This window comes from Streptomyces sp. NPDC006294 (assembly GCF_042870895.1).
Taxonomy (GTDB): domain Bacteria; phylum Actinomycetota; class Actinomycetes; order Streptomycetales; family Streptomycetaceae; genus Streptomyces.
Window position 1 is genome coordinate 158,512 of the sequence record NZ_JBIAHV010000003.1, and the last position, 18,072, is coordinate 176,583.

The 18,072-nt window shown below is 73.4% G+C and carries 17 protein-coding genes and 1 pseudogene; 10 read left to right on the forward strand and 8 right to left on the reverse strand.

Annotation, left to right across the window (positions count from 1 at the left end):
- The first annotated feature begins 70 nt into the window (after positions 1–70).
- Positions 71–739, forward strand: coding sequence for an HAD hydrolase-like protein (locus tag ACFYOP_RS06260; protein WP_356898418.1), 669 nt, complete (start codon positions 71–73; stop codon positions 737–739).
- On the opposite strand, the gene ACFYOP_RS06265 is transcribed toward ACFYOP_RS06260, so the two are convergent.
- Positions 709–966 (reverse strand): hypothetical protein, encoded by a 258-nt coding sequence (locus tag ACFYOP_RS06265; protein ID WP_356898417.1) that lies wholly within the window; start codon positions 964–966, stop codon positions 709–711. The genes ACFYOP_RS06260 and ACFYOP_RS06265 overlap by 31 nt on opposite strands.
- Positions 967–1,148: 182 nt before the next feature.
- On the opposite strand from ACFYOP_RS06265, the gene ACFYOP_RS06270 reads away from it, so the two are divergent.
- On the forward strand, positions 1,149–1,532 hold the full coding sequence (locus ACFYOP_RS06270; RefSeq protein ID WP_356898416.1) for a cold-shock protein: 384 nt from the start codon (positions 1,149–1,151) through the stop codon (positions 1,530–1,532).
- A gap of 16 nt (positions 1,533–1,548) precedes the next feature.
- Here the strand turns inward: ACFYOP_RS06270 and ACFYOP_RS06275 are convergent, their stop codons facing one another.
- From ACFYOP_RS06275 to ACFYOP_RS06290, 4 genes are all read right to left on the reverse strand, one after another.
- On the reverse strand, positions 1,549–2,391 hold the full coding sequence (locus ACFYOP_RS06275; RefSeq protein ID WP_356898415.1) for a 1,4-dihydroxy-6-naphthoate synthase: 843 nt from the start codon (positions 2,389–2,391) through the stop codon (positions 1,549–1,551).
- Positions 2,388–3,089 (reverse strand): futalosine hydrolase, encoded by a 702-nt coding sequence (locus tag ACFYOP_RS06280; protein WP_356898414.1) that lies wholly within the window; start codon positions 3,087–3,089, stop codon positions 2,388–2,390. Before ACFYOP_RS06280 ends, ACFYOP_RS06275 begins: the two co-directional genes overlap by 4 nt.
- Before the next feature lie 11 nt (positions 3,090–3,100).
- Positions 3,101–3,577, reverse strand: coding sequence for a DUF2771 domain-containing protein (locus ACFYOP_RS06285; protein WP_356898413.1), 477 nt, complete (start codon positions 3,575–3,577; stop codon positions 3,101–3,103).
- A 482-nt stretch (positions 3,578–4,059) separates the two neighbouring features.
- Positions 4,060–5,412 (reverse strand): MFS transporter, encoded by a 1,353-nt coding sequence (locus ACFYOP_RS06290; protein ID WP_356898412.1) that lies wholly within the window; start codon positions 5,410–5,412, stop codon positions 4,060–4,062.
- 390 nt (positions 5,413–5,802) lie between these two features.
- On the opposite strand from ACFYOP_RS06290, the gene ACFYOP_RS06295 reads away from it, so the two are divergent.
- From ACFYOP_RS06295 to ACFYOP_RS06330, 8 genes and pseudogenes are all read left to right on the forward strand, one after another.
- Positions 5,803–6,744: a DUF3027 domain-containing protein gene (locus tag ACFYOP_RS06295; RefSeq protein WP_356898411.1), complete on the forward strand. Its 942-nt coding sequence runs from the start codon at positions 5,803–5,805 to the stop codon at positions 6,742–6,744.
- Between the two features lie 701 nt (positions 6,745–7,445).
- Positions 7,446–10,604 carry a sacsin N-terminal ATP-binding-like domain-containing protein gene (locus tag ACFYOP_RS06300; protein WP_356898410.1) on the forward strand — a complete coding sequence of 1,053 codons (3,159 nt, stop codon included), beginning with the start codon at positions 7,446–7,448 and terminating at the stop codon, positions 10,602–10,604.
- Positions 10,605–10,805: 201 nt separating this feature from the next.
- A complete protein-coding gene (locus ACFYOP_RS06305; RefSeq protein ID WP_356898409.1) occupies positions 10,806–12,014 on the forward strand; it encodes an FAD-dependent oxidoreductase in 1,209 nt (402 codons plus the stop codon).
- 46 nt (positions 12,015–12,060) lie between these two features.
- Positions 12,061–12,978, forward strand: coding sequence for an RNA polymerase sigma-70 factor (locus tag ACFYOP_RS06310; protein WP_356898408.1), 918 nt, complete (start codon positions 12,061–12,063; stop codon positions 12,976–12,978).
- A 121-nt stretch (positions 12,979–13,099) separates the two neighbouring features.
- Positions 13,100–13,243: pseudogene (locus ACFYOP_RS06315) on the forward strand (transcriptional regulator); the annotation flags it as partial.
- Between the two features lie 98 nt (positions 13,244–13,341).
- Entirely contained in the window at positions 13,342–14,388 is a 1,047-nt protein-coding gene (locus tag ACFYOP_RS06320; protein WP_356898407.1) for a cation diffusion facilitator family transporter, read from the forward strand.
- Positions 14,389–14,400: 12 nt separating this feature from the next.
- Positions 14,401–15,093, forward strand: coding sequence for a class I SAM-dependent methyltransferase (locus ACFYOP_RS06325; RefSeq protein ID WP_356898406.1), 693 nt, complete (start codon positions 14,401–14,403; stop codon positions 15,091–15,093).
- Positions 15,094–15,434: 341 nt separating this feature from the next.
- Positions 15,435–15,662 (forward strand): hypothetical protein, encoded by a 228-nt coding sequence (locus ACFYOP_RS06330; protein WP_356898405.1) that lies wholly within the window; start codon positions 15,435–15,437, stop codon positions 15,660–15,662.
- A 227-nt stretch (positions 15,663–15,889) separates the two neighbouring features.
- Here the strand turns inward: ACFYOP_RS06330 and ACFYOP_RS06335 are convergent, their stop codons facing one another.
- The 3 genes from ACFYOP_RS06335 to ACFYOP_RS06345 form a co-directional block, all read right to left on the reverse strand.
- A complete protein-coding gene (locus ACFYOP_RS06335) occupies positions 15,890–16,717 on the reverse strand; it encodes a hypothetical protein (RefSeq protein ID WP_356898404.1) in 828 nt (275 codons plus the stop codon).
- 273 nt (positions 16,718–16,990) lie between these two features.
- Positions 16,991–17,122: a DUF397 domain-containing protein gene (locus ACFYOP_RS06340; protein ID WP_356898403.1), complete on the reverse strand. Its 132-nt coding sequence runs from the start codon at positions 17,120–17,122 to the stop codon at positions 16,991–16,993.
- On the reverse strand, positions 17,085–17,999 hold the full coding sequence (locus ACFYOP_RS06345) for a helix-turn-helix transcriptional regulator (RefSeq protein ID WP_356898425.1): 915 nt from the start codon (positions 17,997–17,999) through the stop codon (positions 17,085–17,087). Before ACFYOP_RS06345 ends, ACFYOP_RS06340 begins: the two co-directional genes overlap by 38 nt.
- Positions 18,000–18,072 lie beyond the last annotated feature (73 nt).

Sequence of the window (18,072 nt, forward strand, 5' to 3'; positions counted from 1 at the left end):
AAGGTTGGTAAGGCTTGGCTAAGTCTAGGCGTCCGAAAATGCGTACCCACGGGTGGGCACAATGAGCCCCATGGCTCCTCACCCCGCCCCGCGCCCACCGGCCACCGGCCAGATCCCCGGACTCACCGTCGGGTTCGACCTCGACATGACGCTCATCGACTCACGGCCCGGCATCCACGCCGCCTACCGCGCCCTGTCCGCCGAGACCGGCGTATGGATCGACGCGGACCTGGCCGTCACGCGTCTCGGGCCGCCGCTGGAACAGGAGTTGGCGCACTGGTTCCCCGACGAGCGGATCCAGGAGATGGCCGACCGGTACCGCGAGACGTACCCGGTCCACGCGATCGGGCCGACGCCCGCGATGCCCGGCGCGCACGGGGCCGTGGCGGCCGTACAGCAGCTCGGCGGCCGCGCGATCGTCGTCACGGCCAAGCACGAGCCGAACGCCAAGCTCCACCTGGCGCACCTCGGCATCGCGCCCGACGAGACGATCGGCTGGCTGTGGGCGGAGGCCAAGGCGGAGGCGCTGAGCGAGCACGGGGCGAGCGTGTACGTCGGCGACCACATCGGCGACGTACGGGGCGCGCGCCTCGCCGGCGTGCTCTCGGTGGCGGTGCCGACGGGGCCCTGCGACGCGGACGAACTGCGGGCGGCGGGCGCGGACGTGGTCCTGGCGGACCTGACCGCGTTCCCGGCGTGGCTGCGTTCCTACGCGGCCGACCGGCCGGATCCGGCCTGACGCCGCTGCGCGGCGATCGAGCGCAGTACGCCGGCCGCGGCGACGAGGAACCCGACGCCCATCAGCATGCTCACCAAGTACGCGACGGTCGGAAAGGGCTCGGTGCCCAGGAACAGCGGCGCCACCGTCACCAGGGTGGCCACTGCGCCGACGATGAAGACGATCGCACCGGCGCGCACCAGCCCGTCACCCGGGGCGGGCGCGGCGGCGGGAGGAGTAGCAGTCATTCGGCCAGGGTAGTTCCCTTGCGCACGGGAACGGATCGGGGACGTCTTGTCACCAGCCTCTGGACCATTAGCCTTGGGGGTGGCGGGTCAGGCGACCCGCTGTAGTGCTATCACGAGCCGTTTTTTCGGCGGACCGACTTGCGGTGCCCCAGCGCCCAACGAGTACGAGGACGAGGACAGACGTGCCTACCGGCAAGGTCAAGTGGTTCAACAGTGAGAAGGGCTTCGGCTTTCTCTCCCGTGACGACGGCGGCGACGTCTTCGTGCACTCCTCCGTGCTCCCGTCCGGAGTCGAGGCCCTGAAGCCGGGCCAGCGCGTCGAGTTCGGCGTGGTGGCCGGCCAGCGCGGCGACCAGGCGCTGTCGGTGACCCTGCTCGACCCGGCCCCGTCCGTCGCGGCAGCCCAGCGGCGCAAGCCCGACGAGTTGGCGTCCATCGTGCAGGACCTCACGACGCTGCTGGAGAACATCACGCCGATGCTGGAGCGTGGCCGCTACCCCGACAAGGTGCACGGCGCGAAGATCGCGGGCCTGCTGCGCGCGGTGGCCGACCAGCTGGACGTCTAGGCGCTCCTTGCGCGACTCACACGAACGAGAGAGCATCCGGGCCGAGGGGCGGTACGAGCCCCTCGGCCGCGGCGCGTGTCAGCAGCCCGCGCACGGCCGCGTAGCCGTCGGCGCCGAGGTCGGCCGTGAACTCGTTGACGTACAGCCCGATGTGCTGGTCCGCGACCGCCGGGTCCATCTCCTGCGCGTGTGCGAGCACATACGGGCGGGAGACCTCCGGGTCGTCCCACGCCATCCGGACCGAGGCGCGCGCGGACTCGGCGAGCAGCCGGAGCGTCTCCTCGCCCAGCGACCGCTTGGCGATGATCGCGCCGAGCGGGATCGGCAGCCCGGTCACCGACTCCCAGTGCTCGCCCATGTCGGCGAGGCAGTGCAACCCGTAGTCCCGGTAGGTGAAACGGGCCTCGTGGATGACGAGTCCGGCATCGACCTTTCCGTCGCGCACGGCCGGCATGATCTCGTGGAACGGCATCACGACGACCTTGCCGACGCCCTCGGGGACGACGTCCGCCGCCCACAGCCGGAACAGCAGATACGCGGTCGACCGCTCGCTCGGCACCGCGACGGTCTTCCCCGCCAGGTCTGCCGAGCCCGCCTCCCGGGTGAGCACGAGGGGGCCGCAGCCGCGGCCCAGTGCGCCGCCGCACGGCAGCAGCGCGTACTCGTCCAGCACCCACGGGAGCACCGCGTACGACACCTTGAGCACGTCGTACTCCCCGCGCTCCGCCATCCCGTTCGTGACGTCGATGTCCGCGAACGTCACGTCCAGCGCCGGCGCGCCGGGGACCCGGCCGTGGGCCCAGGCGTCGAAGACGAAGGTGTCGTTCGGACAGGGCGAGTACGCGATCCGCAGCGTCACGGTTGCTCCTGGAGTACGGGTACGAGCTGGTGGAACGCCCGGCGCAGCGCGGCCAGCGCGTCACCGATGCGCCAGGCGGCACGGTCCCGGGGGCCGACGGCGTTGGAGACCGCGCGTATCTCGACGACCGGCACCCCGTGCGCGGCGGCGGCCTCCGCGACACCGAAACCCTCCATGGCCTCCGCGGCGGCCCGCGGATGCCGGGCCGCGAGCTCGGCGGCGCGGGCGGTGGAGCCGGTGACGGTCGACACGGTCAGCACCGGTGCGTGGACGGCGCCCACGGTCTCGGCGACGAGCGCCGACAGGCCGGCCGGCGACGGGTGGACCGTACGGCCGAAGCCGAGCGCGTCGACGGGCAGGTAGCCGTCCGGGGTCTCGGCGCCGAGGTCGGCGGCGACGACGGAGTCGGACACGACGAGGGAGCCGACGGGCGCGTGCGGCGGGAAGCCGCCGCCGATGCCGGCGGAGACGACGAGGCCGTACGGGGCGTCCGCCACGGCGAGGGCGGTCGCCGTGGCCGCGGCGGCGGCCGCGGGGCCGACGCCGCCGACGAGGACGTCGTAGGCGGGGGTGCGGGTCAGCACGTAGCCGCCGGGCAGGGGCACGTCCGTGCTTGCGTCCGCGTCCGCGACCGTGTCCGCTTCGGCGATGACGGCGGCGGCCTCGGCCGCCACCGCGGTCACGACCAGCACGCGCACGGCGTCGCCCCCTACTCCTTCACGAACTCGAAGTTCCAGATGCCGACGACCTTCTTGCCCTTGGTCTCCATGACGCTGACGGCCGTCTTGGTCGTCGGCTCACCGGTCATCGAGGAGAAGAAGGCGTTGCCCGGAATGGTCCGGTACGTCTTCTTGAACGGCTCCTGCTCCACCGGCTGCGCGCCGAAGAGCAGGGTCCAGCCGTTGTCCGCGATCTCCGGGTCGACGCCCATGCGGACCTTGTCGTCCATGGCGACCTTGACGGTCTCCGTCGGCTTCTTGGTCAGGCAGTCCTGGATCTCGGACTCCTTGATGGCCTCACCGTCGTTGTAGCAGGCGGCCTCCGCGTGGATGGAGTCCGAACCGATGGTCACCGTGACGAGCGGCGTCGGCTTGTCGCAGGCGGAAAGGACGAGGAGCCCGGCGGACACGGCACCGAGAGCGGCAGCGGCCCGGCGGCGCTTGCCCGAGAAGAACGCAACGGTCATGAGCCGAAGGCTATCGGGCGCGCTTCGCCCAGCCGCGCGGGGGTACACGGCGCGGCGCTCTTTCCGTGCGCTCAGCCCCGGAGGCCGGGCGTCTTGAGCGCCGGCGGGGCGGGGGCGGCCAGTCTTGTCGGGGCTCCGCCCCGAACCCCGCGCCTCAAGCCCCGGCGAGGCTGAAGTTGCCCGGCCGCACGCCCGTGCCTCAGTCACCCGCAGGCTGTCAGCCGGGCAACTCCAACCCGGCCGGCGATTGAGGCCACCGCGCGGAGCGCGGTACCGGGCCAGGGCGAAGCCCCGGCCCGCCCGCCCAGCGGCACGGACCCTGGGGGCGGGGCGGAGCCGCAAAGCACCGGGCCAGGGCGGAGCCCGGCACAGGGTCCGGGGCCCTGACCCGGTTCAGGAAGGCCGGGGCCCCCGCGGCCGCCAGGCCGCAGGGGAAGGCTAGGGGAACAAGCCCGCCGCAGGCGGCACGCACCCGCACGCGCCTACGCCACCCGCGCCCTCGGCGTCCCCGGGCGGTGGCGCGCCGCCGTCAGGAGGCCGTGGAAGGACGCCGCCGCCCCCGCCGCGAGAACGCACGCCGCCACCGACATCCCCAGCGTCCCGTTCAGCGGCAGCACGATGCCGATCGCACCCCCCACCACCCACGCCATCTGCAACAGCGTCTCCGAGCGTGCGAACGTCGACGTCCGGACCTGTTCCGGGACGTCACGCTGGATCACCGCGTCCAGGGACAGCTTCGACAGCGCCTGCGACAACCCCGCCATCGCGCCCAGCACCGCCACCATGCCCGCGCCGAAGAAGACCGCCGCCGTGATGGCCGCCCCCAGAACCAGCGTCACCATCGTGACGATGATCGCCTCCGGGGCGCGGGCCTTCAGCCACGCGCCGATGGCCGTGCCCAGCGCGTTGCCCGTGCCGGCCGCGACGCCCACCATCGCCAGGGAGACCGCCGCGGACTGGCCGGGAAGCGGATGCTCACGCAGCAGGAACGCGAGGAAGAAGATCAGGAACCCGGACAGCGCGCGGTGCGCGGCGTTCGCCTGGAGGCCGTACAGCACCGAGGGGCCGACCGTACGCAGGGTCGGCTTCTTCTCGCCGTGCGCGATCACCTGGACCGGCGTCTCGCCCTTCGCCGAGTCGACCTTGTGCGGCATCGTGAAGGCCCAGTACGTACCCAGGATGAACAGCACGCACGCCCCGTACAGCGGCCACTGCGGCCCGACCTGCTGCAGCCCGATCCCGATGGGCGCCGCGATGCCGGTGGCCAGCAGGCCCGCCAGGGTCACCCGTGAGTTCGCCTTGACCAGGGAGAAGCCCGGTGGCAGCAGCCGTGGCACGACGGCGCTGCGGACCACCCCGTACGCCTTGGAGGACACCAGCACGGCCAGTGCCGCCGGGTACAGCTCCAGGCTGCCCGTCGCGACGGCGCGGGACAGCATGAGCGCCAGCAGTACGCGCGCGAGCATCGCGCCCGCCATGGCCGCGCGGCGGCCGTGCGGGATGCGGTCGAGCAGGGGACCGATCACGGGGGCGAGCAGGGCGAAGGGCGCCATGGTGATGGCCAGGTAGAGCGCGACCCGGCCGCGGGCCTCGTCGGTCGGTACGGAGAAGAAGACCGTGGACGCCAGCGCCACGGTGATCATGACGTCGCCCGCGCCGTTCACCGCGTGCAGTTCGATGAGTTTCCCGAGACCGGACTCGCCGGCGCCGTGCGCGTGGGTCGCCTTGCGGATGCCGCGGGCGGTGCCCGTGAAGGGCAGATGCAGCGCGCGGCCGACCGCCCGGCCCGCCTTGCGGACCGGGCCGTCGGTTTCGGACGACCTTGCGGCTGCCACCCCGTCATAGTGCCCCAAGCCCTGCCGTCCCGAACCGAGATCGGGGCACCGGCGTGCGGCGTGTTTCCTTCTTGTCGTGTGCGCCGGGGCCCGTCCCGAGCGGTCTTGCCGACGCTCCGTCGTCGTCGGTTCGTCCCGTGTTGGGACGGGCAGGTGGGCGGCAGGCGTAGGAAGGGGTAGCGTGCGTAGCGCGCCACCGGCGGTTGTTCTCGGCCGCGCGCCTCTTCGGCATCCCGCAGAATGGATGACGTTAGGTGTGCCCGGGATCTGGACGGTCCGGGCGTGCGGACGTCGATGCGGCCCTCCGGTCCGCTCCGTTCGCCGCCCTCACCCGTGCCTCTTCATCGGCCGGGCGCATCCGTGAGACGGCGTAGGAGAGAAGCGAGACTAGTGAGTGCTGCGACGACGCGAAGCCGTACCCCCGACCGCCTGTGCGCCGAGGCGGTAGACCTCGCCAGGAATGCCGCGGAGGAAGCGGCCGCGCCCGGGGTGGTGGGAGAGCATGTGTCGCTCGTCTCCGAAGGGGACCGGGTCGTCACGCACTTCTTCGAGTGCCGGGAGCCGGGCTACCGGGGCTGGCGCTGGGCCGTGACCGTGACCCGTGCGTCCCGCGCGAAGCTGGTCACGCTCGACGAGACCGTCCTGCTGCCCGGGCCCGACGCGCTGCTGGCCCCCGAGTGGGTGCCGTGGAGCGAGCGGCTGCGGCCCGGCGACATGGGGCCCGGCGACCTGCTGCCCACGGAGGCGGAGGACCTGCGACTGGAGCCCGGCTACACCGGCGAGGACGAGCCCCCGCCGAACTCGGTCCTCGCCGAGCATCCGCCGTCGCACGACCTGGCCGAACGGGTTGAGGCGGAGGACGCGGAGCTCACGGACCGCCGGCCGGCGATCGAGGCCACGACCAACAGCAGCCGCGGCCAGATCGCGGCGCTCGCCGAGGAACTGGGCATGCGCCGGGCGCGTGTGCTGTCCCGCTACGGGCTGCACACGGCGGCCGACCGCTGGGAGGAGTCCTACGGCGCGAAGACGCCCATGGCGCAGGCGGCGCCGGCGTCCTGCGTCTCCTGCGGCTTCCTCGTGCCGATCGGGGGCTCCCTGCGGCAGGCCTTCGGCGTCTGCGCGAACGAGTTCTCGCCGGCGGACGGGCGTGTGGTGTCCCTCGCGTACGGGTGCGGCGGGCACTCGGAGGCGGCCGTCATGCCGAAGCCGCCGGTGCCGGCGCCGCCGGTGCTGGACTCGATGGCGGCGGACGAGTTGGTCCTGCGGCCGGCGCGGGACGGGGGCTCGGTTCCGACGGAGCCGGACGGGGCGGAGGACCTGGGGCACTCGTAGGCGCGTGCGGGCGCGGTTGCCGCCTGCGGCGGGCTTGTTCCCCTAGCCTCCCCCTGCGGCCTGGCGGCCGCGGGGGCCCCGACCTTCCTGAACCGGCTCAGGCCCCGGACCCTGTGCCGGGGTCCGCCCGGGCCCGGTGCTTTGCGGCTCCGCCCCGCCCCAGGGTCCGTGCCGCTGGGCGGGCGGGCCGGGCTTCGCCCTGGCCCGGTACCGCGCTCCGCGCGGTGGCCTCAATCGCCGGCCGGGCTGGAGTTGCCCACTTCAGCCCCGCTGGGGGCGCCTCCCACGGCCGCCAGGCCGCAGGGGGAGTGTGAGGCACGGGGTTTCGGGCCGGCTGACAGCCTGCGGGTGACTGAGGCACGGGCGGGCAGCCGGGCAACTTCAGCCCCGCCGGCATTTGAGGCGCGGGGGTTTCGGGGCGGAGCCCCGACGAGGCGGGTCGGCTGCCTGCGGGCGGCTGAGGGGCCGGGGCATGCGGCCGGGCAACTCCAGCCTCGCCGGCATTTGGGGCGCAGGGTTCGGGGCGGAGCCCCGACAAGCGCGCCGGCAGGCTCACAGCATCGCCGGCCCCGTTCCGGGACACCCGGAACCGACGCGGGCGTCAGCCCGGCCCCGTACGCGGTACCTTCGGGCGCATCGGCACTCGGCGGCCGCCGACCCCCGTAGCCGACCAGTGACCAGCGTAGAGAGCGGAGCACAGCGTGAGCGTCAGGACGACCGAGTGGGCCGACCCGTTCGGGACGGCGCGGCTGCGGCGCGGTGTGCTCGACGCGTGGGGGGCCAGCCCCGCCCGTTTCCGGGAGGACGCGAACGCCGAGGAGGACCTCGCCCTCGGCGGCTACCGCGACCGCCTTGTCGTGGAGCTCGCCCAGAACGCCGCGGACGCGGCCGCCCGCGCCGGTGTCCCCGGCCGGCTGCGGCTGACGCTGAGCGGGACGACGCTCGCCGCCGCGAACACCGGCGCCCCCCTGGACGCCACCGGGGTCGAGTCGCTGAGCACCCTGCGCGCGTCCGCGAAACGCGAGGGGCACGAGGCGGCCGTCGGCCGGTTCGGTGTCGGGTTCGCCGCCGTGCTGGCCGTCAGTGACGAGCCCGCCGTGCTCGGCCGCCACGGCGGCGTGCGCTGGTCGCTGGCCGAGGCCAGGGAGCTGACCGCGCAGGTGGCGAAGGTCAGCCCCGGACTCGGCGACGAACTGCGCCGCCGGGACGACCACGTACCGCTGCTGCGGCTCCCGCTGCCCGCGGAGGGCACCGCGCCGGAGGGCTACGACACGGTCGTGGTGCTGCCGCTGCGCGACGGCGCCGCCGTCGACCTCGTGGAGCGGCTGCTCGCCGGCATCGACGACGCGCTGCTGCTGACCCTCCCCGGCCTCGCCGAGATCGTCGTGGAGACCCCCGGCGCCACCCGCGTGCTGAGGCGCTACGAGCAGGAGCCGTACGTCCGCGTCGAGGACAGCGTCCACGGCGAGCGCCGCTGGCGGGTCGTCAGCCACGGGGGCGCGATCGAGCCGGCGCTGCTCGCGGACCGGCCCGTGGAGGAGCGGCTGCGGCCGCACTGGGCGGTCACCTGGGCGGTGCCCGTCGACGACGAGGGCGCGCCCGTCCGGCCGCTCACCCAGCCCGTGGTGCACGCGCCGACCCCGACCGACGAGCCCCTCGGCGTACCGGCGCTGCTCATCGCGTCGTTGCCGCTGGACACGACCCGGCGTCACCCGGCCCCCGGGCCGCTCACGGACTTCCTGGTGGAGCGGGCGGCCGACGCGTACGCCGAACTGCTCGGCGCCTGGCAGCCGGTGTCGACCGGGCTGATCGACCTGGTGCCCGGCCCGCTGGGCAAGGGCGAGCTGGACGGGATGCTGCGGGCCGCCGTCCTGGCGCGCCTGCCGCGTACCGCGTTCCTGGCGGCGGCCAGTCCACGCGTGGGGGTACCTCCCACGCCGCTGGGCGTAGGGGGAGTGTCCGAGGAGGACACCGGCCTGCCGGACCGGGTGACCACCGGCGGCCTGCGCCCCATCGAGGCGGAGGTGCTGGAGGGCGCGGGCACGGACACCGTGCGCGTGCTGGCCGAGGTGATGCCGACGCTGCTGCCCGCCGGTCTCGAACGCCGGGTTGAGCTGCGCACGCTGGGCGTGGCGCGGGTGCCGCTGACCGAGGCGATCGACCGCCTGGCCGGTCTGGAACGCGAACCGGCCTGGTGGCGGCGGCTCTACGACAGCCTCGCCGGCGTCGACCCGGACCGCCTGTCCGGTCTGCCGGTGCCCCTGACCGACTCCCGTACGGCCATCGGCCCCCGCCAGACGCTGCTCCCGCTGGCCGACACCCCGGCGGACCTGGCCCGGCTCGGGCTGAAGGTGGTCCATCCGGACGCGGCCCATCCGCTGCTGGAGAAGCTGGGCGCCCTGCCCGCCACCCCGCGCGCGGTCCTGACGACGCCCCAGGTGCGGGCGGCGGTCGCGGCGTCGCTCGACGAGGGGGAGGTCTGGTACGAGGACACGGACTCGCTCGACGCGGAGGAGTTGGCGGAGACGGTTCTCGCCCTGGTCAGGGAGGCCGAGTTGGAGCCGGGCGACGAGCCGTGGCTCGGCGCGCTGGCGCTGCCCGACGAGGACGGCGAGCCGGCCCCGGCCGGTGAACTGGTCCTGCCCGGCAGCCCGTTCGCCTCGGTGATGCGCGAGGGCGAACTGGCCCTGTGCGACGCCGAACTGGCCGAGCGATGGGGCGAGCAGCCCCTCGCCGCCTGCGGTGTCCTCGCCAACTTCGCCCTCGTGCGCGCCACCGACGTGGTCCTCGACCCGGACGAGATCGAGCCGCGCGACGGGGACTTCGCGGAGCCCGACGACGCGGGCCTGCTGGACGCGGTCGACGTGTGGTGCGAGGACGTCCTCGACCGGCTGCCCGACACCCCGGTGCCGCCGGTCGCCACGGAGATCGTCGCCGTGCGCGACCTGGACCTGGTGGACGACGACCGCTGGCCGCAGGCGCTCGCCCTGCTGGCCCAGCCGCCGCTGCGGGACGCGCTCACCCAGAACGTACGGGTCCTGCTGCCCGACGGCACGACCGAGACCGTGCGTCCCTACACGGCGTGGTGGCTGCGCGACCACCCGGTGCTCGACGGCCGCCGCCCGGCGGGCCTGCGCGCCTCGGGCGCGGACCCGCTGCTGGAGGGCCTGTACGAGACGGCCGACACGACCGGCTTCGAGGACGCGCAGGTGCTGCACGCGCTCGGTGTCCGTACGTCCGTGGCCGCGCTCCTCGACGAGCCGGGCGGCGCGGCGGAGCTGCTGTCCCGGCTGGCCGAGCCGGAACGCGACGTGACGGCCCGCCAGCTCCACGCCCTCTACACGGCTCTCGCCGACATGGACCCGGACCAGGTCACGCTGCCCGACGAGCTGCGCGCGGTCGTGGACGGCGAGGTGCGGGTCGTCGACGCCGCCGACGCGGTCGTCGCCGACACCCCCGACCTGCTGCCCCTGACCGCCGGGCTTCCGCTGCTGCCGGTGGCCCCGTCCCGGGCCGACGACCTGGCGGAGCTGTTCCAGGTCCGCCGGCTGAGCGAGACCGTCGAGGCGGACGTGACGACGGAGGGCGAGGAGCACGACGTCCCGGAGTCGGTCCGCGTCCTGCTGGGACCGGCCACCCCGGCGTCGTACGTCGAGCACGAGGAGCTGATCGCGGGCGGCACCGAGCTGGACTGGCGCCGCACCCCCGACGGCGTGCTGCACGCCGCGACCCTGGAGGGTGTGGCGGCGGGCCTGGCCTGGGCGGCGGGCCAGTGGCCGCGCCGCTTCGAGGTGGCGGCGCTGCTGGAGGACCCGTCGCGTACGGACGAGCTGGCACGGGACCGCTGGTTCGACGCGTAGGACGTGCGGGGCCCGGGACCGCGCGTAGGACGTGCGGGGCCCGGGACCGCGCGTAGGACGTGCGGGGCCCGGGGCTGCGCGTAGGACGTGCGGGGCTCTGGGCGCCGACGGTGTCCGGGGAGTGATCTGCGTCATGCCGTGTCACAGGATCCGGTCGCGCGGTGTCTTGATGTCGAACCGCTCAGAAGCGAAGGGGACACCATGACCGCGAACATCGATGTCGTCGTGATCGGCGGGGGATACTCCGGCGTGATGGCCGCCAACCGTCTGACGCAGCGCGACGACGTGACAGTGACCCTGATCAACCCGCGCCCGTCCTTCGTCCACCGGATCCTGCTGCACCAACTGGTGGCCGGGTCCGGTGACGCGGTCGCCGGCTACCGGGAGATCCTGGCCGAGGGCGTCCGGCTGGTGGTCGACACCGTGACGCGGATCGACGCGGCCGGACGCGGCGTGACTCTGGCGTCCGGCGGGACGGTCCGCTACGACTACCTGGTCTACGCGGTGGGCAGCGGGAGCGCCGACCCGCGCGTGCCCGGAGCGGCCGAGTTCAGCCACCCCGTCGCCACCCTGGAGGACGCGCAGCGGCTGCGGTCCGTCCTCGACGGCGTATCCGGGTCGGCCCCGGTGACGGTGGTCGGAGCCGGTCCGACCGGTATCGAGACCGCCGCCGAGCTGGCGGAGACCGGCCGTGCCGTGACCCTGGTCTGCGGAGGGGAGCTCGGCCCCTATCTGCACCCCCGGGGCCGGCGCTCGGTGGCCGGGCGGCTGGCCAAGCTCGGTGTGACCGTGCTCGACGGACCCGACTCGCTGGTGACGGCGGTGACCCGCCGCTCCGTATGGCTCAGTGGCGGCCGCGAGCTGCCGAGCGAGGTGACCGTCTGGACCGCCGGATTCGGCGTGCCGGACCTGGCCGCGCGCAGCGGGCTGAGCACCGACGCCCTGGGCCGCCTGCTCACGGACGAGACACTGACCAGCGTGGACGACGAGCGCGTCATCGCGGCCGGGGACTCGGCGGCGCCGTCGGACCTGCCCCTGCGGATGAGCTGCCAGGCCGCGATGCCGCTGGGCGCACGGGCCGCCGACACGGTGCTCAGCCGCGTCGCGGGTGAGCGGCCCGCGCCCCTCCACCAGTCGTTCGGCGCCCAGTGCATCAGCCTGGGCCGGCGCGACGGCATCTTCCAGTTCGGCAACCGGTCCGACGTCGCGGTGCCGTTCAAGATCGACGGCCGTCCGGGCGCGAAGCTCAAGGAGCTCGTGTGCAAGATCGTCGTCAAGCACCTGGCGGAGGAGGCGCACAAGCCCGGCGGGTACAGCCTGCACCGCGCCTCGGGAGGCGCCGCCAAGCGCCGGCAACTGCTGGAGGCCCACCGCGGCAAGGCGCCGGCCACCGCCGAACGGGCTGCCTAGACCCGGCATCACCCTCGCAGCACGTACATTCCAGGAGGCATCGGCCATGAACGAAGGCGTCAGTCCTGTCGGCGACCCCGCCCCCGACCCGGCGACCGAGGCTTTCGTAGCCCACCGCAATCTGCTCTTCACCGTCGCCTACGAGATGCTCGGATCGGCGGCCGACGCGGAGGACGTCCTCCAGGAGACCTGGCTGCGGTGGGTCAAGGTCGACCTGGAGCAGGTGACCGACCAGCGCGCCTACCTGGTCCGGATCACGACCCGGCAGGCGCTCAACCGGCTGCGCACGATGAAGCGCCGCAAGGAGGCGTACGTCGGGTCCTGGCTGCCCGAACCGCTGCTCACCGCGCCGGACGTGGCCGAGGACGTCGAGCTCGCCGAGAGCGTGTCGATGGCGATGATGCTCGTCCTCGAAACGCTGTCGCCGACCGAGCGCGCCGTCTTCGTGCTGCGCGAGGTCTTCGACGTCGGCTACGACGAGATCGCGGCCGCCGTCGACAAGACCCCGGCGGCCGTCCGCCAGATCGCCCACCGCGCCCGCCGGCACGTGGACGCCCGCCGACCCCGTGAGGCGGTGTCCGCGAGCGACACCCGGGCGGTCATGGACTCGTTCCAGCGCGCGATCGAGACCAGGGACCTGCAGGGTCTCCTCGACGTACTCGCGCCGGGGGTCGTCCTGATGGGCGACGGCGGCGGCGTCAAGCGTGCCGCGCCGCGACCGGTCACCGGTGCCGACAAGGTGGCCCGCTTCGGCCTCGGCGGCCTGGGCAAGGCGGAAGGCGTGATCACCTGCGAGCCCACTCTGGTCAACGGCGCCCCGGCACTCGTCGTGCGCCTGAACGGCGAGCTCGACGGCGTCATGGCAGCCCGCGTCGAGGGCGCCCGCATCACCGGCCTGTACTACGTCCGCAACCCGGAGAAGCTGACCCGCGTCGAGTCCGAGACGGCGCTGACCCTGCGGTGACGACCGGCGGCCCGGCTCCGGCCCGGCCGCCGGGACCGGCCCCCTGCGTTCGGCCGCCGGGCCGGGTGCGCCCGCCGGTTGACGGGCATCGTCAACCGACGGCGCCGGCGGGCCGGTCGCTCCGGAGGTCTCCCGCCACCTCGCCGTCCCGCGCCGCGGGGGCCTGCTCACGGCCCGGCGGCACGGCCGGTACGTCCGTCACGGCCTCCACCTGCCGGGGCCGGCGGCGCTGGGGACGGACCTGCCGGCGGCCGTACTGCGCTGAGCAGCTCTGTCATGCCCGTACTTGCGAAGGAATCGCACCTGGTCACAGGGCGTATGACGGTTGTAGCCGCAATGTGATTCCTGTGCCACGGTGGGCGTATGGCGGGCAACCGGCACACTCATCATCACAATCACAATCACGATCACGGTGGCGGTCATCACCACCACCACGGCCGCGGACGGCTGTTGAGGCCGCACAGTCATGAGGCGAGCGACAAGGTCGACGCGGCGATGGAGACCTCCCGCGAGGGAATGCGCACGCTGTGGATCTCCCTCGCGGTGCTGGGCGCGACCACCGCCGCCCAGGCCGTGATCGTCGCCCTCTCGGGGTCGGTGGCGCTGCTCGGCGACACGGTCCACAACGCGGCCGACGCCCTGACCGCCGTCCCGCTCGGCATCGCCTTCCTGCTCGGCCGCCGCGCGGCCAACCGCCGCTACACGTACGGCTACGGCCGGGCCGAGGACCTGGCCGGTGTCGTCATCGTCGCCACCATCGCGGCCTCCGCGGGCCTCGCCGCCTACATGGCCGTCGACCGGCTGCTGCACCCCCGCGACATCACCCACCTGTGGGCCGTCTCCGGGGCCGCGCTGGTCGGGTTCGTCGGCAACGAGTGGGTCGCCCGCTACCGCATCCGCACCGGCCGGCGGATCGGCTCCGCGGCGCTCGTCGCGGACGGCCTGCACGCCCGTACGGACGGGTTCACCTCGCTGGCCGTCCTGTTGGGCGCGGGCGGCGCCGCGCTGGGCCTTCGGTGGGCCGACCCGGTCGTCGGTCTGCTGATCACCGTCGCCATCCTGCTGGTCCTGAAGGACGCCGCCCGCGAGGTCTGCCGGCGTCTGATGGACTCGGTCGACCCGGCCCTCGTCGAGACCGCGGAGCGCGCGCTGCGCGGGGTGGAGGGGGTGCTGGACACGGGGCAGGTGCGGATGCGCTGGATCGGTCACGCCCTGCGCGCGGAGGCGGACATCGTGGTCGCCCCGCATCTGACGGTCGTCCAGGCGCACGCGCTGGCCGTCGCGGCCGAACACGCCCTGATCCACGCCGTACCGCGGATGACGGCGGCCACCGTCCACATCGACCACCGGCCTGTGGGCGGCGACCCGCACGCCGCGCTCGCGCACCACGGCAGTGTCAGTGCCGGATGACAGGCTCGGAGCATGACCGACTCCGCAGCGATCACCGCGTACTGGGATGCAGCCGCCGCCGACTTCGATGCCGAGCCGGACCACGGCCTCCGGGCGGAGGCGACCCGCGCGGCCTGGTCGCGACGGCTCCTGACGTCCTGGCTGCCGTCGCCTCCGTCGCGTCCCTCGCCTTCGTCGCCTCCCCCGCGTCCGTCCGACGTGCTGGATGTGGGGTGCGGCACCGGTTCGCTCTCCGCTCTGCTGGCGGAGGCCGGACACCGGGTCACGGGGGTTGACCTGTCCCCGCGGATGGCCGACCGGGCCCGCGCCAAGCTGGCGGCGGCCGGTCTGCCGGGCCGCTTCCTGGTGGGCGACGCGGCGGCCCCGCCGACCGGTGACGAACGGTTCGACGCCGTGCTCTCCCGCCACCTCGTCTGGACCCTGCCCGACCCGCGGGCCGCCCTCGCCGACTGGGTGGGCCGCATACGCCCCGGCGGCACGCTGATCCTGATCGAGGGCCGCTGGCGCGAGTCGGGCGAGACCGGTGTGGATTACGTGGCGGACTCCGAGACCCTGCCCTGGCACGGCGGCGTCACGGCCGCAGACCTGGCGGCCGCCGTGCGCCCCCTCGTCACGGACCTGCGCATCGAGCCGCTGACCGACGAACCGGCCCTGTGGGGCGGCCCGGTGACGGACGAGCGGTACGCGCTGATCGCCCGCGTCTGACGTCAGTGGCCGCCGGTGCATTCCGGTCGATCCATGTCCCGATCCTCGGCGAAATGGACATCTGCCGATATCTCGCACGTGGAACTCCGTTGTCGGACACGGTGGTTGGACATCGTGAAGGGCGTGCACGTCAGTTGACTTTGTGGTGAAGAAGTATTCACCGTCAGAAGCGGAACCTGGATTGCCGGTTGGGCCATTGGCGTGATCTCATCCTTTGGTGCAGGGGCCGTGTCTGCGGTCCCGCTACGGGCGTCAGGCTGCCGTCTGCGCCGGCCTGTTGTCCTTTGACGTGAGTTCGGGTCGACAGTCCCGGCATTTTCCAATGTGAAAAGGGAGAGAAAGTGCGCAACGACTTCACCTCTGTTGAGACCGCCGAGATTTCCGACAGCGAGCTCGACGGCATTTCCGGCGGCATCGCCAGCGCGCACGCCGGCGTCAACGGCTACGGCGCGGGCGTCAGCGTCGGCGACGTCGTCGGCACCGCCCAGTCCGTCGCCTCCGTCGTCCCGGTCGACGCGGTCACCGGCGCGGTGAACGGCCTCGTCTCCGTGCAGACGACGGGCATCTGAGAAGGACCTGCGCTCAAAGCTTTTTCGGCTACGAGCATGTGCTCGCCGCGACCGCCAATAAGCGGCCCGCAAGGGCGAGCCCAGCCTCGGGACACCCAGTCCCGGGGCTTTTCGGGTTGGTGACGACACGCAATCGCGTCATGGTGTGCTGATGCATCAGCCGGCAATTATCCCCGCCTGAGTGATGAGCGTGGTTTGCACGCGGGGAGCGGCGGCACACGCCCTGTTCAGCACGCCGCCGCCAGGTGGGGCTCCGGCGGTGGGCAGTCGCGGCAGTGGCCCGGCTCGGGGGCGCGGAAGGCGCGTTCGCAGCCGTCGCAGGTCTGCCAGGGGACGGTGGCCGGCGCTGCGGGGCGGTCCGGGAGGGGCGGGGGGAGTTCGCGGAGGCGGTACGCCAGGATGCGGGCCGGGCGGGCCCGCAACGGGTCCGGCAGGCGGGCGGTGAGATGGGCGGTGATGTCCTCCGGACTGACCCCGTGGTCCAGCCACTGGGCGACGGCCGGGGCCAGCCGGTCGGTCTCGCGGCGGGACAGGATCAGCCGGCGGTCGGTGATGCGCAGCGACGCGAGGATCACGGTCGCGCGCGGGTCCGGTGCGGGGACGGGGTCAAGGTCGGGGTGAGGGACCGGGTCGGGCGCGGGCGGCGGCGGCTCGGGACTGCGCCGGAGCGGCGGCGACGGCGGGAGCGGGGGCTCCGGGGCTTCGCCCGGCGGCACGTTGTAGAAGAGCGTCCGGGTGCGGAGCTTGCCGTCCGTGCAGCGCTCACGTCGCCGCTCCAGATAGCCGTCCGCCTCCAGTTCGCGCAGCGCGCGGGCGATGAGGGTCTCGCCCTCGGTGAAGTGCTCGCACAGCGCGTCGATGCGGACGGGTGTGCCGTCCGGCAGCGACAGGATGTAGATCGCGACGCCCACCGTGACCGCGCTTCCGCGGCGCTGCGCCAGGGCGTTGGCGACCACGGTGAAGTCGGCGGTGAGGCGGGTGCGGACGTGGATCACGCCGGAGGTCGGAGCTCCGGCGGGGGCGCACAGGGGCGCGTTAGACTGCCGTTCAGCCATTGGGAAGCCACTACTTCCTAGGTGGTGAGGCCCTCGATCAGGATTGCCGTCCTGGCCGGGGGCCGTCATATGTCTGGGGTTGTTGCCGCGAACGTAACCGCCAACTTCCCGCCCCCGCAAGCCAGTCACCCGTCCGAGTGACGAAGGGGAGGGGAGGGTGGGTGGGTAGTTCTTTCCCCCAGGTTCTTTGGGGGAGTCCGTGTCCCACCGCCCCCTCGCGAGCCAGGTTCCGGCGGTCCGCGACCAGCGGTCACGGACCGGACCCCGATCGGCTCAGGCCCGGTCTGCCGCGGCCTTCAACTCGCCTATGAACGACGCCCAGGACGTGGTGGTGAAGGTGAGGGCGGGGCCGTGCGGGGTCTTGCTGTCACGTACCGGAACCGTGTCGGGGAGCCCGTCGGCCACCTCGACGCAGTTGCCGCCCTCCTGATTGCTGTAGCTGCTCTTTCGCCAGGCGGCGTCGTGCGGACCGGGAAGGGAGATTCGCGCCACGGTAGTCGTCCTCCATCGCGGATCGGATCATGTCGAGCGACATGAAGGGGGGCAGGGCAGCGGCCCCCAGCCGATCGTAAGTCACCGCGAGACGCTCGACCTCGGTCGGATCCTCGAAGAGTTGGCCGTGGTGCGCGCCCTCCGTGTAGGCCACTTCCGAGCCGTTCGGCAGGGTCAGCAGCGTCAGGGAGCCGCCCAGCATGTCGTGCGCACCGGCGGCGAACGGCAGGACCTGCACCGTGATGTGCGGCTCGGACGCCGCCTTGAGCAGGTGGGCGAACTGGCGGCGCATGACATCGGCGCTGCCGACCGGGCGCCGCAGGACCGACTCGTCGAGAATGACGTTCAGTTGGGGACGGTCCGGCTGGGCGAGTCGCTTCTGTCGTTCGAGGCGGACTGCCAGCCGTTCCTCCAACTGCTCCTCGCTCTCGAGGGACAGGCCCACGCTCAGCACGGCTCGTGCGTACTCCTCGGTCTGGAGCAGGCCCGGCACGACATGCGCCGTGTATTCGCGGATCGCGGCGGCCTGCGCCGCATACGCCATGAACGTGCGCGACCAGTCCGGAAAGGCCTCCCGCTGGACGTGCGGCCACAGCTCCACGAGCAGGCCGTCCGCGCCGAGGGCGGTGTCGAGCGCCCGCGCGAGTTCCTGCGTCGGTTTCGCGCCGGACGACCGCTCGACCTGGGTGATGCGGGTGCTGACGACGTGGGTCCTCGCCCCCAGTTGTGCCTGTGTCAGACCGGCTGTCAGGCGCAGTCTGCGGACCTGTGAGCCGAAGAGGGCCGCCATCGACGCCTCGGGCTCAATTTCTTTGGCCATGGGCTCACTTCCGTTCCTTACGGCTTGCGGTGTAAGGCTTCAT